Annotated in this window: 25 protein-coding genes and 1 tRNA gene; 7 read left to right on the top strand and 19 right to left on the bottom strand. The window is 66.9% G+C overall.

The annotated features are described in order from the left end of the window. Positions 1-75 precede the first annotated feature (75 nt). From BX591_RS02965 to BX591_RS02955, 3 genes are all read left to right on the top strand, one after another. Entirely contained in the window at positions 76-654 is a 579-nt protein-coding gene (locus BX591_RS02965) for a ferritin-like domain-containing protein (RefSeq protein WP_111929210.1), read from the top strand. 224 nt (positions 655-878) lie between these two features. Further along, positions 879-1,511, top strand: coding sequence for a response regulator (locus BX591_RS02960; protein ID WP_035546679.1), 633 nt, complete (start codon positions 879-881; stop codon positions 1,509-1,511). After that, positions 1,511-1,960, top strand: a complete 450-nt coding sequence (locus BX591_RS02955; RefSeq protein ID WP_176343033.1) for a response regulator — start codon at positions 1,511-1,513, stop codon at positions 1,958-1,960. Before BX591_RS02960 ends, BX591_RS02955 begins: the two co-directional genes overlap by 1 nt. 43 nt (positions 1,961-2,003) lie before the next feature. Here BX591_RS02955 and BX591_RS02950 read toward each other — a convergent pair whose 3' ends face one another. The 7 genes from BX591_RS02950 to BX591_RS02920 form a co-directional block, all read right to left on the bottom strand. Further along, positions 2,004-3,215, bottom strand: a complete 1,212-nt coding sequence (locus tag BX591_RS02950) for an MFS transporter (protein ID WP_111929209.1) — start codon at positions 3,213-3,215, stop codon at positions 2,004-2,006. Positions 3,216-3,367: 152 nt separating this feature from the next. Beyond that, positions 3,368-4,195 (bottom strand): phosphodiesterase, encoded by an 828-nt coding sequence (locus BX591_RS02945; RefSeq protein ID WP_111929208.1) that lies wholly within the window; start codon positions 4,193-4,195, stop codon positions 3,368-3,370. 47 nt (positions 4,196-4,242) lie between these two features. Further along, positions 4,243-5,295, bottom strand: a complete 1,053-nt coding sequence (locus BX591_RS02940) for an ABC transporter ATP-binding protein (protein WP_111929207.1) — start codon at positions 5,293-5,295, stop codon at positions 4,243-4,245. Further along, entirely contained in the window at positions 5,292-6,215 is a 924-nt protein-coding gene (locus BX591_RS02935; RefSeq protein ID WP_111929206.1) for an ABC transporter permease, read from the bottom strand. Before BX591_RS02935 ends, BX591_RS02940 begins: the two co-directional genes overlap by 4 nt. Positions 6,216-6,265: 50 nt before the next feature. Then, the gene (locus BX591_RS02930; protein WP_111929205.1) at positions 6,266-7,090 is read right to left on the bottom strand and encodes an ABC transporter permease; all 825 of its coding nucleotides are present in this window, start codon (positions 7,088-7,090) and stop codon (positions 6,266-6,268) included. Next, entirely contained in the window at positions 7,087-8,091 is a 1,005-nt protein-coding gene (locus tag BX591_RS02925; RefSeq protein ID WP_111929363.1) for an ABC transporter substrate-binding protein, read from the bottom strand. Before BX591_RS02925 ends, BX591_RS02930 begins: the two co-directional genes overlap by 4 nt. Positions 8,092-8,373: 282 nt before the next feature. Further along, complete coding sequence (locus tag BX591_RS02920; protein ID WP_111929204.1) at positions 8,374-9,450, bottom strand: LacI family DNA-binding transcriptional regulator; 1,077 nt, start codon at positions 9,448-9,450, stop codon at positions 8,374-8,376. Between the two features lie 213 nt (positions 9,451-9,663). Between BX591_RS02920 and BX591_RS02915 the strand changes: the two genes are divergently transcribed. From BX591_RS02915 to BX591_RS02905, 3 genes are all read left to right on the top strand, one after another. Beyond that, positions 9,664-9,748, top strand: a tRNA-Leu gene (locus BX591_RS02915). Positions 9,749-10,021: 273 nt separating this feature from the next. Next, positions 10,022-10,504: a DUF2778 domain-containing protein gene (locus tag BX591_RS02910; protein ID WP_111929203.1), complete on the top strand. Its 483-nt coding sequence runs from the start codon at positions 10,022-10,024 to the stop codon at positions 10,502-10,504. Further along, entirely contained in the window at positions 10,501-10,779 is a 279-nt protein-coding gene (locus tag BX591_RS02905) for a hypothetical protein (protein WP_111929202.1), read from the top strand. Before BX591_RS02910 ends, BX591_RS02905 begins: the two co-directional genes overlap by 4 nt. 137 nt (positions 10,780-10,916) lie before the next feature. On the opposite strand, the gene BX591_RS02900 is transcribed toward BX591_RS02905, so the two are convergent. From BX591_RS02900 to BX591_RS02890, 3 genes are all read right to left on the bottom strand, one after another. Next, on the bottom strand, positions 10,917-14,327 hold the full coding sequence (locus tag BX591_RS02900) for an autotransporter (protein ID WP_111929201.1): 3,411 nt from the start codon (positions 14,325-14,327) through the stop codon (positions 10,917-10,919). A gap of 183 nt (positions 14,328-14,510) precedes the next feature. Then, positions 14,511-17,771: an ATP-binding protein gene (locus BX591_RS36735; RefSeq protein ID WP_208459603.1), complete on the bottom strand. Its 3,261-nt coding sequence runs from the start codon at positions 17,769-17,771 to the stop codon at positions 14,511-14,513. A gap of 187 nt (positions 17,772-17,958) precedes the next feature. Then, positions 17,959-18,582, bottom strand: coding sequence for a GNAT family N-acetyltransferase (locus BX591_RS02890; protein WP_111929200.1), 624 nt, complete (start codon positions 18,580-18,582; stop codon positions 17,959-17,961). 393 nt (positions 18,583-18,975) lie between these two features. Between BX591_RS02890 and BX591_RS02885 the strand changes: the two genes are divergently transcribed. Beyond that, positions 18,976-19,455 (top strand): hypothetical protein, encoded by a 480-nt coding sequence (locus BX591_RS02885; protein WP_111929199.1) that lies wholly within the window; start codon positions 18,976-18,978, stop codon positions 19,453-19,455. A 49-nt stretch (positions 19,456-19,504) separates the two neighbouring features. Here the strand turns inward: BX591_RS02885 and BX591_RS02880 are convergent, their stop codons facing one another. The 9 genes from BX591_RS02880 to sctP form a co-directional block, all read right to left on the bottom strand. Further along, complete coding sequence (locus BX591_RS02880) at positions 19,505-19,960, bottom strand: CesT family type III secretion system chaperone (RefSeq protein ID WP_111929198.1); 456 nt, start codon at positions 19,958-19,960, stop codon at positions 19,505-19,507. Between the two features lie 204 nt (positions 19,961-20,164). Further along, positions 20,165-20,332, bottom strand: a complete 168-nt coding sequence (locus BX591_RS36330; RefSeq protein ID WP_167378473.1) for a hypothetical protein — start codon at positions 20,330-20,332, stop codon at positions 20,165-20,167. A 157-nt stretch (positions 20,333-20,489) separates the two neighbouring features. Further along, positions 20,490-20,738, bottom strand: a complete 249-nt coding sequence (locus BX591_RS02875; RefSeq protein ID WP_111929197.1) for a type III secretion protein — start codon at positions 20,736-20,738, stop codon at positions 20,490-20,492. Positions 20,739-20,778: 40 nt separating this feature from the next. Then, positions 20,779-21,972: a secretion protein gene (locus BX591_RS02870; RefSeq protein ID WP_111929196.1), complete on the bottom strand. Its 1,194-nt coding sequence runs from the start codon at positions 21,970-21,972 to the stop codon at positions 20,779-20,781. 162 nt (positions 21,973-22,134) lie between these two features. Then, a complete protein-coding gene (locus BX591_RS02865; RefSeq protein WP_111929195.1) occupies positions 22,135-23,169 on the bottom strand; it encodes a hypothetical protein in 1,035 nt (344 codons plus the stop codon). Between the two features lie 36 nt (positions 23,170-23,205). After that, positions 23,206-23,469 carry a type III secretion system export apparatus subunit SctS gene (sctS, locus tag BX591_RS02860; RefSeq protein WP_035546645.1) on the bottom strand — a complete coding sequence of 88 codons (264 nt, stop codon included), beginning with the start codon at positions 23,467-23,469 and terminating at the stop codon, positions 23,206-23,208. A gap of 25 nt (positions 23,470-23,494) precedes the next feature. Next, on the bottom strand, positions 23,495-24,145 hold the full coding sequence (gene sctR / locus BX591_RS02855; protein ID WP_035546643.1) for a type III secretion system export apparatus subunit SctR: 651 nt from the start codon (positions 24,143-24,145) through the stop codon (positions 23,495-23,497). Continuing rightward, positions 24,129-25,526: a type III secretion system cytoplasmic ring protein SctQ gene (sctQ, locus tag BX591_RS36325; RefSeq protein ID WP_420849319.1), complete on the bottom strand. Its 1,398-nt coding sequence runs from the start codon at positions 25,524-25,526 to the stop codon at positions 24,129-24,131. The genes sctR and sctQ overlap by 17 nt, the downstream gene beginning before the upstream one ends. 143 nt (positions 25,527-25,669) lie before the next feature. After that, positions 25,670-26,401, bottom strand: coding sequence for a type III secretion system protein SctP (gene sctP, locus BX591_RS02845; protein ID WP_111929194.1), 732 nt, complete (start codon positions 26,399-26,401; stop codon positions 25,670-25,672).

Raw genomic sequence — 26,401 nt, 5'->3', positions numbered from 1 at the left:
CCTCTTTGACCGGCGCATCAGGCGCGATTCGTGCGGGATGCGTTGTTCCCCCAATACGGATTAAGGAGAAATTCAATGTCGAAATCGCCAGGTGCGCAGAGCGCCGCCACACAAACTCCGTCTAGCCAGCCGTTCGTGATGGACCTGAAGAAGATTCGCGAGGACGCGCGCAAGCATATGTCCGACGGTCCGGTCACGCAGACTTACGGCGCGGACCGCGACACCGTGCTGAAACTGCTCAACGACGCGCTAGCCACGGAAATCGTCTGTACTTTGCGTTATAAACGGCATCATTTCATGGCCAAGGGCATCAACTCCGAAGCCGTGGCGGCGGAGTTCGCCGAACATGCGGCCGAAGAGCAGGAGCACGCCGACCGCATCGCCGAGCGCATCGTGCAACTGGGCGGCGAGCCGGATTTTGCGCCGGAGGGCCTAAAGACGCGCTCGCATTCCGAATACAAGGAAGGCGACAATCTGACGGACATGATCAAGGAGAACCTGGTCGCCGAGCGGATTGCCATCGACACGTATCGCGAGATCGTTCGCTATCTCGGCGAGAAGGACGTGACGACGCGCCGTATGTTCGAAGACATCCTCGCGGTCGAAGAAGAGCATGCCGACGACATGGCGGATCTTCTCGAAGGACGGGAATAAGCGCGGCGACGCTGTGTCGGCGCGTGCCGATGCGTGCCGATGCGTGCCGGGCGCGGGTGGGTCTGGAATGAAGCAAGCTCCCGCGCCCGTGGCACGTAGCATGAACGGCACGAGGTGCACGACTGGCCGGATCCCGTAACGCTCTGCATGACCGGCGCGCCAGCGTGCCGGAGATCATTACAATGTCTGCTCTGGAGCGTTTCCACAGCAGGGACACCAAGCCGATGATTCGAGTGTTGATAGCCGACGACCATGCGATCGTCCGAGGGGGTTTCAGGCAGTTCGTCGCCGACGAGCCGGACATGTGCGTCGCGGCGGAAGCCGCCACCGGCGACGAAACCATCAGCCTCGTGCGCGAGCAGGCGTTCGACGTGGTGCTGCTCGACATCGCAATGCCGGATAAAAACGGTATCGACACGTTGCGCGTGATCAAGCAGGTGCGCCCCGAGCAGGGCGTGCTGATTCTGTCGGGCTATCCGGAGAGCCAGTACGCCATCAACCTGCTGCGCGCTGGCGCGAACGGTTATCTGAACAAGGATTGCGAGCCGGAGGAGATCGTGCGGGCGATCCGCTCGGTGGCGCGCGGGCATCGTTATTTATCCGAGGCGGTTGCCGATACGCTCGCCGACAATCTCGACAAGCCCGCTGCGGGACGGCCGCATGAAGCGCTCTCGGAGCGCGAGTTCCAGATCTTCTGCAAGCTCGCGGCCGGCCGGCTTCCCACTGAAATCGCGGAGGAATTGCATTTGTCCGTGAAGACCGTCAGCACCTATCGGGCGCGCGTGCTCGAGAAAATGCGTTTGGCGAACAATGCCGATCTGACCTATTACGCGATCAAGAATGGCTTGATCGAATAATGGACGATCGAGACCAGCCGATGAACAGCGAACCTGACACCCTGACCGAGCCAGCGAGTCATATGCCGTTGCGTGTGCTGCTGATCGAGGATTCGCCGCTGATCCGCCGCAGCCTGGTGGAAGCGATCGACGCCTCCGGTTTGCTGCGCGTGTGCGCTTACGCCGACTCCGCCGATCAGGCGATCGCGTTGCTGGCCGACGAGGCGTTCGACGCGGTGATCGTCGATCTGCAACTCAAGCAGGGCTCGGGCGTCCCCGTGCTGGCGTATTTGCAACGCGAGGGGCTGATCGACACGGTGTTCGCCGCAGTGCTCACGAATCATGCGTTGCCGGCGTACCGGGAGCGTTGCGAGCAATACGGCGTGCGGCACTTCTACGACAAGTCGTTCGAGTTCGACCGGGTGATCGACGCGCTGCATGAATATGCGTACGCGCGAGGCGGCCAATGAGCGCCTCGCGCGGCTAGCGCTTCAACGTTGCACGTTGCACGTTTCAAAGCAAACCCTGACGCTTCGCGCGAGCCGGCAACGCCAGATGATTCCATGCCGCGAGCCCGGCGAACGCGAGTCCGGCCACGCTGACCCCGAGCCAGCCGAACATCGGCCAGACGAACGCGCCGACGCCGGAGCCAAACGCGCCGCCAATGAAATACGCCACCATGTACACCGTATTCACGCGTGAGCGTGCATCGGGCTTGAGCGCGTAAATGCGCGACTGGTTCGAAATCTGCGCGGCCTGCACGCCAATGTCGAGAATGATCACGCCGATCACGAGTCCGGCGATACTCTTTGCCGATGCGCCGAACACCACGAACGAAATCGCCACCAGCGCGATCGACACCGTGATGATCGATTGCGGCCCGCGCTTGTCGGCGAACTTGCCGGCAAGCGGTGCAGCCATCGCGCCGGCCGCGCCGACGATCCCGAACAGCCCCGCCGCCTGCGGTCCGAGATGGAACGGCGCGCCGGCCAGCAGCAAGGCCAGCACCGACCAGAAAATACTGAACGCGCCGAACATGGCCGCGCCGGTCAGCGACGCCTCGCGCAGCGCGCGATGCTCGACCACCAGATGCCACATCGACACCAGCAACTTGCCGTACGGCAGGGTCGACGTCGGCTGGCTCTTCGGCAGACGCAGAATGATCACGACCGCCAGCACCAGCAGCGCGACGACCGACAGAGCGAACACCGCGCGCCATCCAAAGTATTCGGCGACGAGGCCGGAGGCCGTGCGTGCCAGCAGAATCCCCAGCAGCAAACCGCTCATCACCGTGCCGACCGCGTGACCGCGCTCGGCCGGCGGCGCGAGTTCCGCGGCGAACGGCACGGCCTGTTGCGCGATGGTGGCGAGCACACCGATCGCCAGACTTGCCACGATCAGCACCGTCAGCGTCGGCGCGGCGGCGGCCACGACCAGCGCGACGCACATGCCGACGATTTGCAGCAGGATCAGCCGGCGCCGGTCGAAACGATCGCCGAGCGGCGCCAGCAGCAGCATGCCGGCGGCGTAGCCGAGTTGCGTGACGGCCGGGACCGCGCCGACCCATGACGCGCCGGCCGGAAACGACTGGCGGAAATTGTCGAGCAACGGCTGGTTGTAATAGATGTTCGCGACCGACACACCGGCAATGGTCGCGAGCAGAAACAGCAGACCGCGCAACGACCGGTCGGCGGTAGCGGGAGAAGACGGGTTGGATGTGGACATGAGAGGCGACGTTCGACGGACCGGCCCATGCGCGGTCCTTGAGCGTGCCGATCATACCGGAGCGGGGCAGATCGTGCTGACCGCGCGGACGGCCGCGTGACGCGTTTACCCCGCGCCGGAAAGGCCCGGGGCGACAGAATCAGGCGAGCGGATCAGTCGATCAACGCGCCTTCCGGTTCATAGAACGGATACGGCCCATCGGCGGCCTCGACATACGCGTGATGCGTGACGATACCCGTCGCCGGATCGTAGCGATGCAGCGCGTACGCGGGCGGCTCCATCATGAACGCGGACGGCGCGTCGTCGCGCAGATCAAGCGCGACCTGGTGCGCGGGCGCCGGCACGGCGCAGGCGATCGTGCCGCCGAAGCGCACGAACATCGGCCGATGCACGTGGCCGCAGATCACCCGTTCCACGTTCGGATGACGCGCGATCAACGCGGCCAGTTTGTCGGCTGCCGCAGGGTCGAGCCGCAGTTCGTCCATATGGCCGATGCCGCACACGAACGGCGGATGATGCAACGCGACCACCGTCGGCTTGCCTTGCGCGGCGTCGAGTTGCGTCGCGAGCCAGGCAAGCCGGGCGTCGCACAGCAAGCCGGCGCTTTGACCCGGCACCATCGAATCGAGCGCGATCAGACGCAGCGGGCCGATATCCACCGCGTAATGCACGAACTCGCCGCCGCTGTGCAATTCCGAACGATCGGGAAACGCCGCGCGCAAGGCGGCGCGTTCGTCGTGATTGCCGACCAGCAGGAAGTAGGGAATCTCGAGCGGCGCAAGCAGCGTTTTGAGGTAGGCGTATTGTTCCGGATCGCCCTGGTCGACGAGGTCGCCGGTCATGATCACGGCATCGGGACGCGGTTCGAGCGCGTTGAGCGCGGCGACGCAGCGCGCCAGATGCGCGCCGGTGTCGACGCGGCGGTAAGCGAGCGCGCCCGGCCGTTTGATATGCAGGTCGCTAATTTGAGCCAGCAGCATAGGGTAGTCCTTTTTATAGCGCGCTCTGGCCAAGCAGCGCGATGTCGTCAAGATAGCGCAATCAGCGCGTCCTGCGCGATCGAGATGCCGACCGGCGTGCCGCGCGCCAGTTCGACGCGACCCGCAACGTCGATCAGCAACGCGTCCGGTGCGGCGCCGCCTATCGTCAGACGGGTGCGCTCGCCGAGAAACGCCGTGCTTTCCACGTGACCGCGCAATTGCGCGTTGGCCGGATCGGCGAGATACGCGTCTTCCGGCCGGAAGAAGATTTCGTGCGCGGCGTTGCCCTGCGCGGTGTCCAGCAAGGACGATAGCGGCACCGCGCCGCCGGTGGTCGTCAGCATGCCGTCGCGGCGTTCGCCCGCGAGCCGGTTGATCGTGCCGACGAACTGCGCCACCGTGCGATTCGCGGGCCGGTAGTAGATGTCGCGCGGCGAGCCGATCTGCTCGATGCGGCCCGCGCTCATCACGACGATACGGTCGCCCAGTTCCATCGCTTCGGCCTGATCGTGCGTCACGTAGACCGTCGTGATACCCAGCTCGCGCAACAGCGTGTTCATCTCGCTGCGCAAGGTGTCGCGCAAACGTGCGTCGAGGGCGGTGAGCGGTTCGTCGAGCAGCAGCACGCGCGGCTGCACCGCGAGCGCGCGCGCCAGCGCGACGCGTTGGCGCTGGCCGCCCGACAACTGGTCGATCGGTTTGTCGGCGTGCGCGGTGAGACGCATCATGGCGAGCAATTCGTCGACGCGCTGACGCGCGGTGTCCGCGGCCGTGCGCCGGATCTTCAGTCCATAGCCGATGTTGCCGCGCACCGTCAGATTGGGGAATAGCGCGTAGCTTTGAAACACCATGCCCACCTGGCGTTTTTCGATTGGCAGCGCGGTCACGTCTTCGTCGCCGAAGGCGATGCGGCCGCCCGCGTCCGGCGTTTCGAGACCCGCGATCATGCGCAGCGTGGTGGTCTTGCCGCAGCCGGACGGCCCGAGCAGCACCAGCGTTTCACCCGCGCCGATCCGCAGATCGAGCGGTTCGAGCACGCGTGTGCCGCGAAACGTTTTCGCGCACTGCGTGAGCGTAATGGGAACGGAGGCGAGTTTCATGGCGTGGACGTGGGCGTGGACTGGATGATGGACTTCGATGCCGAAGCCGTGCTGCGTTTTTTCGCCGCGCTGCGCTGACCGGTCGCATCGACGCCGAGCCATTGCATGGCGACGAGCAGAGGCATCGTCATGATGAAAAACAGGATCGTGTACGCGCTGCCGATCTCGATACGCAACGACGCGTAGGTGTCGGCGAGACCGACCGGCAGCGTCTTGGTGTCGGGCGTATGCAGCATCCACGTGAGGTTGAATTCGCCGATCGACAACGTCACGACCGCCAGTGCGCCGGCTACGATGCCGGGCCGCGCATTCGGCAGCACGACCGTCACGAAGCGCTGCCAGAAGCTCGCGCCGAGACTCGCCGCGCCTTCTTCGAGCGTGCGCAGATCGCTGCTCGCGCAGACCGCGGCGACCGCGCGCACCATGAAGGGCAGCGTGAACACCACGTGGCCCACCACGATAAAGACCACGCTCATACGGAACATCGTGAAGCCGCCGTAGACCACCAGCAGCGCGAGCGCGGACGCGAGACCGGGCAGCGCGATCGGCAGCACCAGAAATTCCTCGATGATGCGCGAGAGCCGCGTCTTGCTGCGCGCGAGCACGTAACCCGCAGGTACGCCGGTCAGCAGCGTGATGAACAGGGTTGCCGCCGCGACTTCGAGCGACAGGAACACCGAGCCGTGATACTGCGTCCACACTTCGACGAGCCAGCGCAGCGTGAGTCCGCTCGACACGCCTTTGAAGTAGTTGACCGTCAGCCCGGCCATGATCGACATGATGACCGGCACGATCAGAAACGCGCACAGCAGCAGCGTGACGAGCCATTGACCGGCCGCGAGCCAGCTTCTCGAGGGCGGCAGCGTGAACCGCGAGCGTGGCTTCGCGGCCGGCTGGAAAGGAGCGGGGAGACTGTCCATCGAAGACGCGAGGTCCGGTTGTCGGGTTGCCCCGGATTTGACGATGCCGCTCATGCGCTTGCCGCCACGGCGGAACCGCTGACGCTGCGCGCGAATGCCAGCACTACCCACGTGACGATGCCGAGCACGATCGAGAGACCGGCCGCCGTCACCATGTTGGCGTTCAGCGTGAACTCGGTGTAAATGGTCATGGGCAGCACGTCGATGTCGGTGGCGAGCGTGAAGGCCGTGCCGAACGCGCCCATCGCGGTGGCGAAACACACCGCGCCCGCCGCGATCAGACCCGGCGACAGCGCGGGCAGCACGATGTCGCGCGTAATCCGCCACGGCGACGCGCCGAGCGAACGCGCGGCTTCTTCGAGCGACGCGTCGAGCTTGGTGGCCGACGCCATCACCGTGACGATCACGCGCGGAATCGAGAAGTACAGGTAGCCGAGAAACAGGCCGCTCATCGAATACGCGAACACCCAGCGGTCGCCGGTGAGTTTGAGCGAGAGCGCGCCGATCAGCCCCTGCCGTCCCGCCAGCATGATCACCATGAAGCCGACCACCACGCCGGGAAACGCCAACGGAAAGGTGAGCAGCGCGAGCAGCGTGCGCTTGAGCGGAAATTCGCGGCGCGCCAGCAGCAAGCCGGCGATCACGGACAACACCAGCGTGGCCGCCGTGACCGCTGCCGAGAGCAGCACGGTCGCGCCGAGGCTCGACATGTAGCGCGGATTGGTCAGCATGGCGCGATAGGTGGCGAAGGCGTGGCCGTCGCCGCTCAGTTGCGCGAGCGCACCCATCGGCAACAGCCAGAACGCGATAAACACCGCCAGCGCCGGCGCGATCAACGCAATGCGCCAGCGCAGCGGAAACGTAATGTCGTTCAATGCATCACCTGGAGATAACGCTCGCCGAAGCTCGACTGCTTCTCCGCCATCTTGCCGAAATCCACCGGCTTGGCGCGTGCGTAGTCGGCGGCCGGCAGGAATCTGGCGGCGATTTCCGGGCTCATTGCGTTGGCGCGGATCGGGCGCAGATAAGCTTCGGCCCACAGTTTCTGGCCTTCGTCGGAGAGCACGAAATCGAGCACCTTCTTGCCGTTCGCTTCATGCGGTGCGCCCTTCACGAGACTCATCACGTACGGCACCGAGATCGTGCCTTCCTTCGGGATCACGAATTCGACGTTCGCGTGGTCCTTGTACTTGGCGCGATAGGCGTCGAAGTCGTAGTCGAGCAGGATCGGAATTTCACCGGACATCACGCGTGCGTAGGCGGTTTGCTTCGGTACGATCGGTGCGTTGGCCTTGAGCTTGCGGAACCAGTCGAGGCCCGGTTCGAAGTTGTCGAGCGTGCCGCCGAGCGCCTGGTTCACCGCCACCGCGCCTGCATAGCCGACGAACGCGCTCGACGGATCGAGGTAGCCGATCATGCCTTTGTATTCAGGCTTGAGCAGGTCGGCCCACGAACGCGGCACCGGTTTGCCTTCGAGCGCGTCCTTGTTGACGAAGAAGCCCAGCGTGCCCGAGTGGATCGCGAACCAGTAGCCTTGCGGGTCCTTCTCGTTGGCGGGAATGTCGTCCCAGTGCGCCGGCTTGTACGGCTGGACCACGCCCTTATCCTTCGCCTGGAAGGCCGACGACACGCCCAGGTACACCACGTCGGCGACCGGGCTCTTCTGCTCGGCCATCAGTTGCGCGATCGACTGGCCGGAGTTCTTGTTGTCGAACGGCACGCGGATGCCGGTCTTTTGCTGGATCGCCTTGATCTGGCTTGCCCAGTCGGCCCATTCGGGCGGGCAGTTGTAGCAGATCGCGGTTTCGTCGGCGAGAGCCGCTTGCGGGGCAAGCGCGCCTAGCGCGGCGGTGATTAGCGCGCCGGCGGAGAGCACAGCGGCGCTGGTGCGCGCGAGGCGGGACCAGCGCGGTTTGAGTGACGGATGCGATTGGGGCGACTTGAGCGATTCAAGCGACGCAAGCGACTTGAGCGACTTAAGCGGCTTAAGCGGCTTAAGCGGCTTAAGCGGCTTAAGCGGCGAAATAAAGCGGGCGGACGAGCGGATCACTGCGGGTCTCCTGGAGAGGACGAGAGCGGGTGGTTCGGGGTCGAAGTGCGTGAGTCGAAAGACGTGCATCCGAAGACGTGAGCTAGAAGACGTGAGTCGGAAGACGGGTCAGGCGAACGGTTTTTCCGCTGCCGTCGCGGCTGCGTGCGGCGACGACGACATCGCATCGCGATTCGAAATCGCCGCGATGGTCGCGCCCTGGCGCAAGCTGTGCGGCAAGGTCAACGTGAGCGAGGTTTCGTTCAGTGCTTCGTACGTCCCGCCGACACGCGCCAGCAAACGCTCCCACGCCGCGCAACCGATTTCGCGATTCGGCGCGCAGACGCTGGCGAGCGGCGGCGACAGCAGATCGCCCACGGCGAGGCCGTCGAAACCGAGAATCGACATGTCGTGCGGAATCTGCAGACGCGCGCGGCGCAGGCCGCGCATGACCACCATCGCGAGCAGATCGTTACTGCAGAACAGCGCGCTCGGCCGATTCGGCCCGCTGGTCAGATGCGCGAGCACCGACGGCGACAGTTCGTCGGCGTTGAAATCCACTTCGAGCGCGGGCGCGGGAGAGAGGCCGGCCTGCTGCATGGCTTGCGAGTAACCCAGATGCCGTTGACGCGCGCGGTCGGACGCGGCCAGCGAGCCGGCCAGCATCAGGATGCGGCGGTGGCCGTGCGCGATCAGCATGCGCACGCCGTCGTAGGCGGCCAGACGGTTGTCGACCGACACCGACGGGCGACGCACCGTGTCGTTATGCATCAGCACGTAAAGCAGGCCGTCGCGATCGAGTTCATCGAGCAGCGGGTGCGTGTCGGCGTCGGACACTGTCAGGATCAGGCCTTCCACGCGATGTTCGCGCAGCGTTTCAATGGCGTGGCGTTCGCGATCGGCGTCGTATTGCGTGGTCATCAGCATGAGCCGGTAGCCCCGGGCCGACGCGAGTTCGTCGATGCCTTGCAGGCATTCGGCGAAAACCGGGTTGGCGAGCGTGGGCAGAACCACGCCGATCAGACGCGTGCGCTCGCCGCGCAGTTGCCGGCCCAGCGGGCTGGGGCGGAAATTCAGAGCGTCGATCGATTGACGCACCTTGTCGAGCGTGACGGGATTGACGGTGTGCGGCGCGTTGATCGCGCGCGAGACCGTGGCGATGGAGAAGCCAGCGTGCGCGGCGACATCTTTGATCGTCGGGGTCATGGGGTTCCGCTCGGGTTGCAAACGTCGGGTTGTCAACGTCGCGTTGTAAACGTTTTCGTGAGCGGATTATCGGGAAGCTTTGTGACTAACGGATGACTTCGACATTCAGCGCGGCGGGGGCGGGGGAAGGGTGGATGGGCGGTCGGATTGCGCCGGTTTGGTGCGCTCGCCAGGCAATGGTAGAATTCGCGTCCACGTAAGATTCAACGCCCTGCCGGGGTGATGAAATTGGTAAACATAGCGGACTTAAAATCCGCCGCCTAACGGCTTGCCGGTTCAAGTCCGGTCCCCGGTACCATGGGTTCTCCCCGTGTTTTCTGTAGTTAAAAAATCCACTGCATCAAGGGTTTTAGCCAGTTTCAATTTCCATCGTTGCTCAGAGTTCTCATTGCCTCCCATCAGAGCGGGGCGTCCTTGGGGCAATTCCGTTGTCTGGGAACAATCACTGAGACAGCACCAGGCTATCCGCAGCCAAATCGCATAACTTCATTGCTCTTCGACGTCGTTCGTTGCCTGCACAGTCTCTTTCGTCATACATTACGGCCGTCTATCGCAATCGAGGGCATTGGTAATGCCTGCGTCCTGCTATTTCACGCTTAACAATCAGAAAGTGTCCGCGCTGGTCTGCTCTGGATTCGGCGGCGTGGCCGCGTTTTCAGGCAATAGTCAGCACATCGATAACCCCTCCGATACCGCGGTTGTCGGCGCTGGACCGATCCCGAAGGGGCGCTACTACATCATCACGCGCGAACCCGGCGGCCGACTTGGACGGGTGCGCGACTTCGCGCTCGATATCTGGTCCAGGAGTGATCGCGCCACGTGGTTCGCGCTGTACAGCGCCGACGGCAAGATTGACGATTGGACGTTCGTCAACGGCGTGAGGCGCGGCAACTTCCGGCTGCATCCCACTGGCCGCTGGAATGTCAGTGACAGATGCATCACGCTCACATCGCAGGCGCAGTTTGATCGCCTGCGAAGCTACCTGCTATCTCAACCGCCTACGATGATCCCAGGTACCGACATCCCGTACTACGGAACGGTGGAAGTGCGATGAAAAGCATCTTGCGCATGGCTCTCGCTGCCTTGCTTACCCCGCTCGTATTCATCGGCCTTTCGCAAATTGGCCCTCTGGCGCGCTGGGTCGGCAGCGACGCGGCGTGGACGGCATTGGCGCCGTTGTTTCAGCTGTTTCGAACAACCGGTACCGAGGGTGAGGAAAATGTGTTGCTGGGCGTATTGCTTACCGCGAGCTTTATCATCGCGGCGATTGTCGTCTGGATGGCGTCAGCTCTGATTCGACACCTCAAAACGTGGCAAGCTTCTAACTGATTCAAGGCTTGACTGAGGGGCCTCGGCTCCGGGGTATGACGGACGCCTGAGCCATGAAAACGGGGCTATACGCTAACAAACGAGCTTTCGCAGCGTGTTCGGGACCGCATCCATGTACGCGGTCGCGATTCCCACCCCTACCCATCCAACCGATCCACCAACGCAAACGGAATACTCTCCGCAAACAGCTCCCGGTCCCCGGTCGCGCTCGTCTGCGTATTCAACTGCAGCGCGAAGTTAAACCCCGGGCTCCGCGTGCTCGTCGTGCGCTCTTTAACCTTCAGCTCGATCGGCATCCACGAAGCCGGATCGTTGAGAATCCCATCCACCTTCGCATCGATCTGCCGATGTCCCGCCGCCGTCTCCGCCGGCGGCAACTGCTTCGCCATCGCCGCCAGCAAATCGAGTTGTTTAGCCGCGCCCCGCTTGAGCCGATACCGATGAAAGTAAGTCTGATTCGGCCGCCGGTTCGCCTTCACGTCACCAAGATGCCGATCGAGCCGTTCCTCTGCCACTTCACGCGCCGGCGGTTGTTGCGGTGCCGCCCGGCCATTCAACCGCGCCTCCTGGCGCTCGGCCTCCTGTTCGTCGAGCACCTGTTCGGCGAACAGACCGACCCACTGATCGCGACTCGCATCGAGCGCGCGCGTGTAGGTCTCGGCGCTCGAATACTCGGTGTCGAACAGACACGCACGATGCATCAGCGCACCGTTCTCGCGCACCAGCTGCACTTTGGCGAGATGACTATCGTCGGCGAAGGTCATGCTCGCGGAAGGCGCATCGAGCGACACGAGTCCCACGCCCACGCTCGAATCGTGCGCGCCGACCGATTTCGTCGCGCTAACCGTTCCGCTCAGTCGGCCGATCAGCCGCGAGCCGGCACCCACCCGATGCTGCTCGACCTGCATGCGACCGCTTTGCTCGTTCGAATCGAGCGTCTGTTTCGCGGTCTTCTCGTAGCCGATGCCGAGCGCGGCGCCCGCGCGAAACGGCGAGCCGACCTTCGGCACGCTCACCGACACGCCGACTTCGGCGGAGGCGCCGCGCTTGACGGTGCGCGCCACCGTATCCGTCCAACTGACGGACACGTCGGGATCGTCGAAATAATGCTCGGCGAGACGGTTCCACGTGCCGCGCGCGCCGCCCGAGTTCGCGCCGTGCGCCTGGGTCGTCTCGTCGAACACGTGATCGATGACGCCCTCGAGTTTTTCGCGCATCGCGCCGTCGTCGTAGCCGGTACCGTTCTGATTGACGCGCCGTGCCACGCGCAGCGACACGCCGCTCGGCTCGGACAACTCCTGCGAATGCAGCACGGCCTGGGTGGTGAGCCCCGCGCGCATCTGGGTCAGGCCGACGTCGACGTCATAGCCGACCAGCACGCCGATGCCCGCATGCCGCACCTGCGTTCTGGCGGTGCCGACGAACATCTCGACGCCGTGCGTGCCGCGGCTCAGTTCGACCACGGCCTCACGCGTTTTCGACGCGCGCAGATCGAGGCGCGGCGCGATCGGCACGGCGCCCGCGTGCAAGACCTTGCTGAGATTCGCCGACAACCCGCGCGTGCTGATGCCGATCCGGCTGCCGTCGGTCAGACGCAGCCGCGAACTCGATTGCAGATCGTGCGCGACGTCCTTGAGCGTTTGGCGGACCGCGCCGGTGTTATCGGCGTCGGCGGTCGGACTGGGCGGCCGCGCGCGATCCTTCAGGGACGACACCTGGGTCCAGAACGGCGAATCGGCGGGGACCTTGGCGACCTTGCCCCACGCCGCGAGCCGTTCCAGATTGAACGGCTGTTTCGCGATCGATTTGAACGGCTTGCTGCGAGCCAGCACGTGCGGGTCGGTGTTGGCCCAACGCGTGGTCTCGGTGCGCAGACGGTCGAGCGTGGCGGGCGAACCGACGTCGCGTGGTTGCAGTTCCGCGCACAACCGCTGCGCGCGTTCGGTCACCTGCTGCAACTGGCCGGCGTCGAGCCGGCCGTTCGGAAAGCCGCCGGCTTCGAGCCAGACGTGCAGCGCGGCGAGCTCGGCGATCGACTGCTCCGGACGCGCGTGCGACAGCGCCGCCGCGGCGCGCATTTCCGGGCGCTCGCACAGCGGCGCCAACGCCTCGCGCATGCTGTCCTCGAATTTCGCCTGTTCGGCACCGACCGTTTTGCGCGGCACGCCTTGCGTACCGAAGCGCAACGCCGAGAGCGGCGAACTACGTTTGCCCACGAGCCGCGGAAAGAAACTCTTCCAGCGGTTTTCGCCGACCCGGTCGATAGTCTTCGCGGAAAACTTGTTCAGACGCTCGCGTGCCTGGGACAAATCGCTGCCGCGCCCGTCGTCGCGGAAGTTCTGACGCCAGGCGAAGAACGCGCCTTTCTGATCGGCGTTCAACGCGCCGCGCCCTTGCGTGGTCAGGGTCGCTGCCGCGTCGTAGGCTTGCCAGGCGAGCGGGGTGTCGCCAACGGCCGTGCCGGCGGCTGGCGCCGCGCGTGCGGCAACCGCCGCGGGCGCCGGGTCTTGCGCGGGGCCCGCGCCGTGGAGCGGCGGGTCGAGCGCGTCGGCGGCTTGCAGCATCATGCGCTGCGCGAGTTGGGTCGACGCATTGCCGGGCGGCGGTTGGCCGCCGTGACGCAACTGCGTGAGTGCTTCGAAGCCGGCATCGGTGCGCGCCAGCGTGCGCGCGACCTGCCATGCGCCGGCTTCGGCCGGCGTGCTGGAGCGGGCGGTGTGCATCTGCGCGAAGTCGAGGTGTTCGAGTGCGCCGAGCACGTCGTTGGCGCTGCGCGCATCGCCGATCGTCGCGCCGTGTAAGGCCTGGGCCACCAGCGCGCCGCGACTCGCCGGCAACGCGGCATCCGGGCCACCCAATGCGTTCAGGCGATGCGACAGGGTGGCCTGCGCCAGCAGATCGTTCGCAGGCGCCGGGAGCTGATGGCCGACGTACTCGCGCAACGCGGCTTCGCTGGCCATGGCGTCGAGGGGGATCGTCGAGGCTGGCTGCTCGTGTGCGGCGGCAGGCGTGGCGGCGTGCGCGGTCGCCGCGATGGGCGCAGCCGAAGCAGCCGGAGGCGAAGCAACCAACGCCGCCGCAGAAGCAGCCGCAGAAGCAGCCGCAGAAGCAGCCGCAGAAGCAGCCGCTGAAGCACCCGCTGAAGCACCCGAAGCCCGCGCCGTCTTCCCAAGCGCCTGTCGGCTCTGCCGTTCGCTTTTGGCCAGCGGTGTGGCCGCCGCGGCCGACCCCGCCACCGGTTTTGCGGCATACCGCTCACCGTTAGCCGTGAAATCGGCCGGTGCGAACGGCTTGCCGTGCCGGTTCGCTTGCGACAGCGCGGTGCTGACATCGAACTTGCTCGCCCTTAGTCGCGCGCCGGTTCGCGACAGGCTATTACCGAGCCGGCCCAGCAGCGTGTCGTCGACCAGCGGCCGCGCTTGCGGTGCGCCGGCGGGCGTCGCCGCGGGCGCTTCGCCGGGCCGGTGCCCCGGCACTGGAGGAACTTCGGCTGCTTCGGTTTCCGGCGCGTGGGGCACGCGCGGCGGTACGGCATGGATGTCGGACATGGCGAGTGGCGTTCAACGAGCGGCGGTTGAACCCACGGTATGCAGCACGTATGACACCCCCAGGCAGCGGGCGAAGCGATGTCACCGAACGCGAAGCACGCCACACCGGCCGAAGCCTTCAGCGCCTGTAGATCGACGCCGGTCCGGCGCACGTATGCCCCCCAGGCGGCGAGCCAGGCGATCTCATCGCACGCGAAGCAGCCCCACGCCCACCGAAGCCTCCAGCGCTTCGAGATCCACATTGATACGCAGCGCGAGCCGTTGCGCGCCGTGCTGCCGGGCCCGTTGCAACGCGCGTTCGAGCAGCGGACGCACGGTGCCCGGATCGTCGCCGCTGCGCAGACGCACCATCGCCTCCAGACGCAACAGTTCGGGCACATACCAGAGCTCGCCGGTTCGCTCGCTGCGGGTCACGGCGTCGCGTAACGTCGCGCCGAGCGACGCCGCGAGGTCGGGCGCGTCATGCAGCGCGATACGCGGCAACAGCGTGGCGATGAAGGCGATGTCAGGCACCTGCACGCGTTCGCGCGCAATGCGTTTCGCCGCGCCGCCGATCAACCGCAGGGCGGCTTCCTCGTCGCCGCGCCGGGCATCGAGCCAAAGCTGGAAATCGAGTCCGACGCGCAGCCACCGTCTGACGCCCGCCGCGCGTGCCCGCGTGACGAGTGCCGCGGCGCAGGACTCGGTGAGCGCGATGTCGTCGTCGAGCGCGGCGAGCGCGCAGGCGAGGCTGAGCGCGATGCAGCACGCGAGCGGCTCGCTCTCGTCGGCGGGGTCGCGAATCGTGACGCGTAGCGGCGCGGCCGTCTGCGGTTCGCCGACCAGCCACAGCGTGACGGCATGAATCGCCCGGGCCACCAGATGCAGCGAGAGCCCGTAACTGGTGGCGACGGCATTGGCCTCGCGGCTGACTTCTTCGTCGACGCCGTCGGCTTCGTCGTTGAGTCCGACCACCGGCGCGAGCAGACGCAGCGCGGTGTCGAAGTCGCCGCCATACGCCGTGACGACGCCCTCGATCCGCCGCGCGTTGATGCTCACCACCGGACTGTGCGCGATGGGCGCGATCTCGCTGAACTGGCCGGACAGCCAGCGGCAATGCTTGATCTCGCCGGCGTCGAGCGCGCACATCACGAGGCAGAACAGCGCGCGCAGGCGGTACGGCGTATCGGCGCAGATGTTGGCGAGGTCGTAGGTGCGCTGCCAGCTCTGCACGATCTCCGCCGACGCGCTGCGTTTGAGCGTCAGCGCCCGCGCGAGCACGGCGCGCAGCCGCATCTCGTCGCGGATGCGCCGCATCGACACGCTGTCCACCCGCGCCAGCACCGCCCGCACCCAGCCGATGTATTCGTCGACCAACGCGAGCGCGGCCCAGATCGGCGCGGTGTTGTCGAGCAGCTCGGTGCACAGCTCCACCTTGTCGACGGAGACGGCCCACTCCAGCGCGGCGCGCAACGCATCGATATCGTAGCGGCTGTGCGCGGTGGCCATGGCGACGCCCGCGCCGAACCGGCGCGCCATGTCGCGGGCGACGTACTGCGCATGGTGCAGGCCGGCCTCGGCGCTTTCGCGATTACGCTCCAGCGCGTCGAGCGAAAACCGGCGCACGGCGGGCGGCAGGCGCAGCCGCAACGTGCCGTCGCAATCGACCGCATTCACGAGCCCCGCCTCCATCAACGTATGAAGCTGGTGTTCCAGCTGGTGGGCTTCGGGCGGTTCGAGACCGTAATCGCTGCCGAACGCGCTGAGCATTTCGTAGGCGGCCTCGTGCGAAAACGCCGTGGCGAAAATGCCGAGCCGGCGCAGCATGGTGCGAGCGGGCGCTTCGAGCGCGGCGTACGACAGATCGAGCATGACGTGCACGATCGCCGCGCGCGGCAGCACGATACGGCGGCCGCCGCCACGATGGGTCATGACGGTGTCGAGTTCGCGCGCGAATGCCACGATCGCATCTTCCGGCGGCATGCCGCTGCTCACCTGGCCGGCGATGGTCGCCGCCGCCAGTTCGAGCGCGAACGGCACGCCGTCGACGCGCCGGCAAATCAGCGCCGCGGCCGCGCAGGTGGCCGGCGCGAGCTGACTCACATCCGCCAGCGGCGCGGGCGGTGCCGCCGCCTTCAGGCAGTGCGCGAGGCGGGTGAAGAGGAGCCGCAGCGCGTCGTAGTCGAGCGTGGCGGGTGTCTCGTCGGTCTGTTCGGGCGGCACGCGCAAGGCGGCCACCGGCACCGCCGCCTCGCCGCCGATGAACAGCGGCGACTCGCACGTGGCGATCACATGCAAGCCGGTGGTGTGCGCGACCAGCGTATCGATCAGGGCCGCCGCCGCTTCGCTCAGATGATCGCAGTGATCGACGATCAGCAGCAGGCGCCGCTCGCCGATCTGCGCGGCCAGATTGGCCGAGGTGGTCAGGTCGCCGGCGGGTTCCATGCCGAGGGCTGCACCGATCGCGTTGGCCACGCGGTCGGGTTGCGCGAGCGAAGCGAGTGCCGCGCAGAAATCGCCGTCGGGAAATTGCGGACCGAGGTGGCTCGCCGCTTCGATCGCCAGCCGCGTTTTACCGACGCCGGACGCGCCCGTCAGCGTCACGATGCGGCGCGTGGGCACCAGGGCGAGCAACTCCGACAGTTCGGCATGACGGCCGATGAACGGCGAAGGATCGATGCTCTGCGAGCGCAACGACGCGCTCGCGCTGGTCGGCATCAGCGCGGGGAAAGCCGGCGTGGACGGTGCGGCCGGAGCGGCCGGAGCGGCCGGAGCGGCGGCCAGACGCGACGCCGCCGGGGCGTCCCACGCTGCGGCGGGCGCCGACGTGGAGCGTGTGCCGGATTGTGGTCCGAATTGCGTGCCGGGTTGCGCGCCTGATGATGCACCGAGTCGTGCACCGGACCCTGCACCGATTTGCGCGCCGAACTGCGCACCGAATTGAGCACCGTAGGCGAACCCCGACGCAAGCCCCGCTGCAGTCGCGCCGAATCTCGCGCCATACGTGGAAGCTGGACTCGACGCGAGCGTTGCCGTGGCTGACGGGCCGGCCGCCTCGGTCGCCGCAAACGAGGTGGCGAGCGACGCGGCAATGCTGCCCGCGTTCGCCGCGGCGAGATCGAGTCCGGCGTCGGGCGTGTCGAGCACACGGATTTCGCCCGCGAAGCGATAGCCGCGACCGGCCACGGTGACGATCAGATCGCGGGCGTCGCCGAGGGCGCGGCGAATCGCGGAAATTTGCGCCTGCACGGTATTGGCGTCGATCGTGCTGCCCGGCCAGACGAGTTCGCGCAGTTCGGCGGTCGACACCACCCGGCCGCGGGCCTCGAGCAGGGCCGCCAGCATGGTGAACGGGCGCGTGCCGAGTTCGATGACGGCGCCGTCGGATATCAGCAGGCCCACGTCGCGTGAGAGCCAGAATCGCGCAAAGGCGATGACCTGACCAGTGAGCCGCGGTAGCGACATGATGGGTCTCCGGCGTAGTAGTGTTTCGGTCCACCGGCGAGGGGTACTCGCAAGGCATGCGTGACGAATTACCGCGATGCGGCGATTCGTCAGACCTTTGCATTATCGCCCGAGAAGTGAACAATTGCCTTCATGGCGAACACTTCTTCGAATGCATGGCGCGGGTCGACGGGCCGGCGTGGCCGCGTCAGGCATCTTCGAGACTCCATTGCATGGTGTTGCGCAACCACGCGACGCCTTCGCTGGCCGGTTCCGGCGGAACCGGCGCCGGGCGCGTCAGGGCGAACAGATAACTGTCGGCGGCAACGAGGCCGCGATTCGGACGAGGTTCGTGATTGGTCAGCACGGCTTCCTTGACGAAGCCGAGCCGCTCCATTGAACTGTGCGCCGCGCCGTCCACGGCGCAGCATGCGAATACCCGGTACACGCCGGGTTGTTCGATCAGCCAGTCGATCAGTTCCTGCAACGCCAGCACGCCGGCCCGGCGTCGCCGCGCGCCGCCATGCCGGCTGATGATCACGCCGATTTCCACGCGCGGCAGCGCCGGTTTCAATTCGATCAACGCGGTCAGCCGGCCGGTCTCCTTGCATTCGAGCGTGTAGCGAATCAGGCTGCCGTCTTCCCAGCCGCGCAACGCCTCGGCGATGAAGGCGTCGGTCTGGCTCACGCCGGTCTGGCGCAACACCGGCAGATCACGCATCGTGCCGGCGTCGCCGAGCATCTGGTCGAACAGGGCGGGGGCGTCGGCGGGGGTCAGTGGGCGCAGCCGCAGCAGCGGCGTGTCGATACTGTCGAGTGGGGTGAGGCGCATGAGTCGGACTCCGATTGAGCGACGGGTCCCGGCAGTGTGCCGCTGCCGTATGACTCATACACGAGCGGCCGCGAACCGGCGTCGAGAGGCGCGAACACACCGGGCGGCGGTGGAGGCGTGACGGGGGGGCGGGCGCGCCGCGAACATTCAGGCGAGCACCGGGCGAGGACAGGAGGACAGGCGAGGACAGGCGATGGCAGGCGAGCGCCGACTTCGCGTGCCGCGTCGGCTCGTGCCGGGCGATGCCACGTTGCGCTTCGCATTCGCGCACACGGGTTCGCGCCACGCCGGCAGGCGCCGCACGTGAGTTGTAAGGTCGATAAGGACGTCCGTTCGATGTCGTTGTCCCGTGCTTCGCTCGTGCGGCGCACATTCACACCAGGAGCCCGCACCATGCCGAATTCCCCCTCGATCGGACGTTCCAGCAGCACGCTGCCGCTCACCGAATCGCATACGTCGCCGTCGCCCGCGGCGGACAGTGGCCAGGCGGCCGGCGGCGCGCCGCACGCCGGTCCGCAAGCGGATGCGAAGCTGAACGCGCTGGCCGGCAACGGCGGTAGCGCATCGACGGCGGCGGCCGGCAAGGGCACGCGCGCGTCGTTCGCGGCCAAGGTTTCTTCGGCGGCGACGGCCGCCAGCCAGGCCGCGGCCGCGATGCCGCAGAAGCTCGCGGCCGGCATGCAGGGGGGCGCCGGCCGTCTGGGTGCGTTCTCGCAAGGCACGGCCAATACGGCGAACGGCGTCACGGGGATGGCACAGGCGGGCCTGAACGTGCTCGGCGGCGTGATGCAACTGGAGCAGGCGGCAGTGAACCAGATCGCGGAGTTGATGAAGCAGGGCGCGCGCAATATCGAAGAGGCGTCGAAGGGTTGACGTTATATCGGGGTCCGCTGCGTGCGCCGCCAGGCCCGCATTCGGAACCCTAAGCCCGCAACCAGAAAAACTCCCCCGACGCGATGCCCTCGAACATCTCGTCGCTCGATTCCACGATGTTTTGCCGCCAGTAGCGGCCGTGCTCCGCGTAGTGCGCGAGCAGATCGGCGAGCGCGTTGCCGTCGAGGTCGTCGGCGAACGGCAGCCGCAACACCAGCACGACGCCGCCGGTGTCCGTGTCGAGTCCCAGCTGCGCCTGGTCCTGCGCATAGATCAGCAGGTTGGCTTCGAGCATCAGGCGGAACACGACGAGCGTGCGCCCGGCGGTGACCGTGCCGAAATGAAAGTTCGCATACATCGCGTCGAGGTCGCGCTCGAAATAGTCGAGCCGCACGTCGAAGCCTTCGACTTCGATCGAGCGTGAGCGCAGCACAGGGTCCGCGTCGCCGAGGCCGACGACCGCGCATAGATCCATGATCAGGCTGGTGTAACGCTCGCTGCTCATCCTCGTACCCTGCGTGGCGGTTGCGCGCGCGGCTCAACCGGATGTCCCGGCAAACCGCATCGCGGCGCCGGCAAAAAAAGCGAAAAAACACAAAGGCGCAAACGCCTGAAAAGACACAGCCGGCACCCGTCGGAAACAAAAACGCAAACGGGACCGGCCGCATGCGAGCCGCCGCCGTCGGCGAGCGGCCCGCCTCAGCGACGCCTAGCTGCCGCGCGACGCATCCTTGACGTTGCTCGCACCGCTCTTCGCAATGTTCGCCACCGATGAATACATGCTCTGCTCGACTTGCATCTGGGCAGACATCATCGTCATCTGGTCCATTTCCTGCGTGAGACCAGCCATCATTCCGCCTGCGCTTCCTACGGACATAAGAACCTCCAGTGACTAGGGATAAAGAGTGGGAGTGGCCTACATCGAGACCTGCCGCCGCGTCGGCTGCTCAGGAGAGCCACGCCGCCGCGACAAGCGCGTTGCCCGCCGCGCCGGCTGCCGCGCCGGCGCGTCGGTGAGCCGTTGCGCCGCCGTGTCAGGCGCGCGCGCCGGCCTGTTTTTCCTGCAGCCGCGCGATCACGCGCGACGCAGCGAGAAAGCCGCGATACAGCTTGGCCAGATTGTTGCGATCGAGGTCGGTGGCGCCTTGCGTTTCGCTGATCCGCTGCGCGGTCGCTTCGAGCGACTGGCGAATCGCGTCCACTGTCGGCGCGCCGGCGGGATCGGCGAGGGTCTTCTGCAAATCGTTGAATTCGCTGGCGTGGGTTTCGAGCTGCTCGTACATGTCGATCTCCTGATTGAACGGGGCAATAGCGGTTGACGGGTCAGCTTGCCGGACCGTGGGGTTGGGCCGCCGGCAAGGTCGCGGGGTTGGGCAGCGGCACGACACCTGCCGTGCTGCGGGCCACGGTGTCGTTGTCGACGATCGCGGCGGTGCTGGTGGCGCTGGCGGTGCTGGTATTGCTGGCGTCCTTCGCCCCGCCGGCCCCATTCGCCTCGCTGTCCGGCGCGGGCGGGTCGACGGCGTAAATATGTTTGACGCCGTCCGGTGTCTGCGCATAGCGGACGTCGTCGGAGGAAATCATTTCGGAATACGACGCGGGTGCCGCGCTGCCCGCGGCGACGTTGCCGTTTTCCGCCACCTGCACCACGATGTTTTTCACGTTCGGATCCAGATCGGCGCGCACCCGCGCCAGCGCGGCGTCGAGGTCGGCGCGGCTGCTGACGGCACCCGTCACCGCGAAGTTGCCGTCGCCGAGATAGCGGACATGCGCGCCCGCCACACCCAATGAATCCTCGATACTGCGCGCGTCGTTCTGCGCGACGTCGTAGTTGCGCGCCAGGCCGCCCGGCGAAACGCGCGCCAGCAGGGTGCGCACGGCGTCGTCGTCGGCGGGGCTCGTGACCATGCCGGTCACCACCACCGTGCTGCCGACGGCGTGCGCCTGCAAGCCGCTCAGATGCGCCGCGGCCAGCGCCTCGCTAACGCGTTGCGCACGATCGTCGGCATTGCGCGGCAGCGCGGCGCGGCTCATCTGCGTGGTGGTCAGCAGCGAACCGGCGACGATCACGATACCCAAGACGAAGCACGCCGCGACGGCGCCCACGTAACGGCGCCGTTTCTTGCGTTCGGCCGCGAAGCGCGCTTCGGCGGGCCGCGCCAGCAACATCGACAACAGGTCGAGGTCGGACGGCCATGCCGCGTCGTCCGCGCCGATGCAGAGGATCATGTCGTCGAATTGCATCGGCACGAAGTCCACCAGCAGCACCACTTCCTCGCCGGCTAGCGACGCGGCGGGCTGGCCGTCCGCGCCTTGCGCGGCCGACACGGCGGCGGCATCGGCGACCCGCTGCGCGCTGACCACGCCGCTCGCGTCGACGTGCAACAGCGCATCCGCGCCGCGCCAGTCGGTGAGGCGGATGTCGGCATCGTCGTCGGCGCCGACGCGATGCGTGCCCGGCGTGAGCTGCAACTGCGCTCCCGCGTGGACGCCCGTCAGTATCCGCAGCAGTTTCATCGTGCTCGCACAGGGTGGGTGGGAGGGGCGCCGGAGGAGCGCGCGGGGTGCGCGGCTCGACCGGATCGATCGGCTTTAATGTAGCCGCGCGAGGTGGCGTGCGGCCGGAGGGATGCGAAGGCGCCGCATGGGATGCGAAGCCGCGCCGCAAACGGCTGGCCGCTAGCCGCTGCCGCCCGGAAAGGCCCGGCGCGGGGTCGGCGGGGCCGCGGCAGCCTGGGCGCGGGCTTCGGTGGTGGAGCCGTTCGCGGTGGCCGGCGCGGCGGATGCGCCGACTTCACCGGCTGCACCGGCACCACCCGCAGCCGCACCGGGGGTTCGCCCAAGCACGCCGCCGCGCAGCCCGCACAGCGTATCGATCGAGCGTGCGCGTTGCGTCACCGTCGCAGGTTTATCCGCATGCAGCCACAACAGCGGAAACAGCAGGTTGAAGCGCTGCACACGCTCGGGCGGCGGCAGCCGCGTCACGCCCTGCGCACCCACACCGCCCGCATGCTCACGCAACGCAGCCACGCCGGAATTCGCGCCCGGCAGCGCCGCTGCAATGCTACCGATGCGCTGCTGCACCCCGAGCAGGTCGAGCGACTGTTCGAACACGCGCGCGTCCAGCGGCATCTGCGGATTGGCAGCCAGTTGCCCGCGCAGGTTCAGCATGTCGCCGCGCCACGCGTCGCGCACGGCGGCGGCGCGGGCCCCTTCCTGACCCGGCTGGGCGTACTGCGCCGCGACCGCGTCGAGCCGGCCGGACGGCGGCGCGGGCACCGCGCCGCGATCGCCGCGCGCCTTGATCGCGGGCGCCGTTCCGGTGCCGTGCTCGTCGCCGTGATCGCCTTGCGACTGGCCACCGCCGCCGCCGCGTCCGCCGCCGTCGCGATTCACCTTGTGGCCTTCCGCGTGATTCGCCTCGGCGTCGTCCGGGCCGTCGTCGTCGAGACCGCCGCCATTGCTGCGCTGTTTTTTGGCCGCGCGACGCTTGCGCGCCAACTGGTCGGCCATGCGTTTCGCGCGCACCGAGCTGACCGAGGGGCCGCGCTGCGCGTCCGATCCATACGTGAAATTGGTCGTGCCGCGATACAGCGCCGCGAACTGCGCGCCGTTGCGCGCACCTTGCGCATTGGCCGATTTCTGCTGCGCGTCGGCGGTGTGTTGCGCATGCGCGGCAGCGGCGTCGTTACCTTGGTGAGAGATGCGGCTCATATCGATCGCCTCGCGAATGGGTCGGCACGGGCCGCCTCACAGCGGCACGGCGGCTTGCATCATTTCGTTGGCGAAGTGCAGGATCGCCGCGCACGACAGCGGCGCGGCGACCACGATCACCACTGTCACCGCGATCAGCTTGACCGCGTGCGACAAGGTTTGATCCTGCATCGAGGTGATCGCCTGCAGGAACGACACGCCGAGGCCGACCACGGCCGCGACGATCACCGCCGGCAGCGACACGGTCAGGCACAGCAGCATGCCTTCGGTCGTGAAGCGGATCAGCGAATCGATTTCCATCTGGATCTCCGAAGGCAAGTCCGCGCTATTTGTAGGACATCACGAGGCCGTGAATCAGCGTCGACCAGCCGTCCATCACCACGAACAGCAGCAGCTTGAACGGGATCGCGACGTTGGTCGGCGTGACCTGGTTCAGGCCCATCGCGAGCAGCACGTTGGCGATGATCAGATCGATCACGATAAACGCGATGTACAGCAGAAAGCCGATCTTGAAGGCGTCGGTCATCTCCGTCAGCGTGAAGGCGGGCGCGAGCACGATCAGATCGTCTTCCTTGATCTGCGCGGCTTCTTCCTTCGGCCACACGACCGAGGCCGAGCGTAGAAAGAAGCGCTTTTCCCGCTCGTTGGTGTGCTTGACGAGAAACGCGCGGAACGGCTCGCGCGCCGCGCCGAACGCCTGAATCAGCGCTTGCGACGGCTGCGTCGCGAGTTGCTGGCCTTCGAGCGTTTTCGCGGCGAGCATGCCGATCGGCGCCATCACGTAGATCGAGACGAGAATCGCAATGCCGTTGAGCACCATGTTCGGCGGCACCTGCTGCACGCCGAGCGCATTGCGCAACAGGCCGAGCACGACCACGATCTTCGCGTAGGAGGTGACGACCATGGCGACGAAGGGCAGCAGGCTGATCGCAACGACGACCAGCAGCAGCCCGGTGATATCACTGAATTGGACCATGCCTGTGCGCCATGCGAATGATGCGGATACCGAGGTGCTCGCCGACCGTCACCAGCTCGCCATAGCCGATGGTCTGGCCATGTGCGACGAGCCGCAATTGGGCGTCCGCTGCCGGGACCGGCAGTTCGAGCACATAACCTGGGCCGAGCGCCGACAACTGGGCGAGCGGTAGTGCCACCGTATCGATCTCGAATTGCACGGGCAGCTCGAGCTCGCCGATCCGGATCGGATCGGCGGGGTCGTCGATGGCGAGCCCGGCGTCGGCGCTCGCCGGGTCCAGCTCTTCTGACATGTTCGGCTCCTTGACGATGACGAGCGATTGCCCGTCGATTTCCACAGCGGCGCACACACGGGTGAGCCCGGGGGTTCCCCACGCGGCGACGGCACGCAGCCGCGCGCGGGGCGCAGAAAGGTCGTGCGATGTGCCGGGCTGCGCCGCATCGAGCGAGGGGAAGGTGGCGCGCAACAGCACGTCGCCGGGTTCGAGTGCGCGCAGCGTGTCCACCGGCAGGCGCTTGACGCCGAGGATCAGGCTGCCGGGCACGTCGAGATCGACGGTCGGATAGGGCGGCTGACCGGACGATCTGGAGGTGGTATGCGGGTCGTTGCCGGCGGTGGCCGTTGCCGTTGCCGTTGCTGCTACGACGGCGGCGACGCCACTCGCGGTGTCCGGGGGCTGCGTCCCAGCGCCGCCCTGTAGCAGGCGGTCGAGCAGGTCGTAGCAGGCGGCCGGCGCACGCAGCGCGGCCTGATAGCGACGCCCGGCAAGCATGAACGACAGCGCGATCACGGGAGCAATCACCGGTGCAACGGCGTGACTTCCCTTTCCCGTCGTGAGTTCGCGCAGCGGCCGGGTCTCCTCGAGACGTCCACGGCGTACATCGGCGACGCGTACGTCCTTGAAACCGGCACTGCCGAGTCGCGCGAGCAACGGCTCCAGCACGACGCCCGCCACGGCCTGGCGCAAGGCGGCGTCGGCGGGCGGCTTCGCGCCTGGCGCGTCGCTGTCCGGCCACGCGGCAATCGACAGCGCCGGATAGGCATGCAGATCGAGCGACAGCTGCAGGCTGACCGGTGCGCCACCGTCAGGGGAAGCGAGCGTCAGGTCGACGATACCGGCGTCCACGTACGAGGCGTCGACGCTGCGTGTGCCGGTCAGCGACGCTTGCCATTCGGTGATGCCGAGCGTCGCGCGCAGATGACCGGCCAGACGCGTATCGCAGACGGTTCGCGTGATCCGCGCGGCGGCGCGTGTCATGGCCGGCATCGTCAGCGGCGCGATCGGCGCGGCGTGCGTCCCGGCCGAAGCGGAAGCGGCAGCGTGCGCCGGGACCGTCGCCGGCCGTGTCGCCTCGACCACCGGTGCAGCGCTCGCCGCCAGCCGCGCCTCACTACGCGCCGCCTCGTCCGACGACCCTGCCGATTCCATCGTGCGCGCACGCTCACCGGCCGCCTGCGGATCGGCGATGGCTTGATCTTCGGTCGTCGGCTCGTCGAGCGGATAGGTCATGCGCGGAGAATCTGTCACCAGACAGTCAGTTCGATGTCGCGGGCTTCACCCCACGCGCGCAGCAAGGTGTCGAGTTCTCGCTCGAGCAGTGCGCTGTGTTCCAAGAGTAATTGCCTCGCGACGGTATCGGTCGTGTCGAACCGAAGCTGCAGACTGAAACGCGAAAGCGTCAGATACAGCGTGGTCTGCGGCAGCAGTTTCTGATCGAGCGGCAGTTGCACTTCCCAGTTGCCCGCTTCGGCAATCGACGGATCGCCGCAGAATGCGCCGATCTCGCGCGCCAGCGAGCCGAGCAATTGCACGAAGCGCTGCTGCTGCCGGTAAACGGCGGAGACGACGGGCTGTGCGGCGTCTTCGACGCGCGAGCCGATCGCGAGGCGTTCGGGCAGCGTCACGTTGCCCGCGCCCGCTGCGCCATTCGCGCTGGAACCGCCCGCGTCTTCGGCCGCTTGCGGGCCGCCGCCGTCTTCGTGACAAAAGAACGGGCGCGGCGCGGCCGGGACCGATGCATGCCCGGCGGCTTCAGCGTCGTCCGCAGGGTGATCGTCTTGCGACCCGGCGCCGCGATCGGTATCGGCATCGGCCTGATGATTCAACCGAAGCACGGCGCGTCTGCGTCCAAGCAGCGAGGCGTAGTCAAAACCGCGACCGCGTGATGCCGGGCGCGCAGCGGCGTCGTCGCCAGCCGTGCCGTTGTCCGCCTCGCCGGGAATCACGCGCACGTGGCGCGACACGATATGAGTCAT

Origin of the sequence: Paraburkholderia bryophila (assembly GCF_003269035.1) — a bacterium.
Taxonomy (GTDB): Bacteria; Pseudomonadota; Gammaproteobacteria; order Burkholderiales; family Burkholderiaceae; genus Paraburkholderia; species Paraburkholderia bryophila.
The sequence above is the reverse complement of the archived record's forward strand: the minus strand, read 5'-3'. Positions and strand labels throughout refer to the sequence as shown.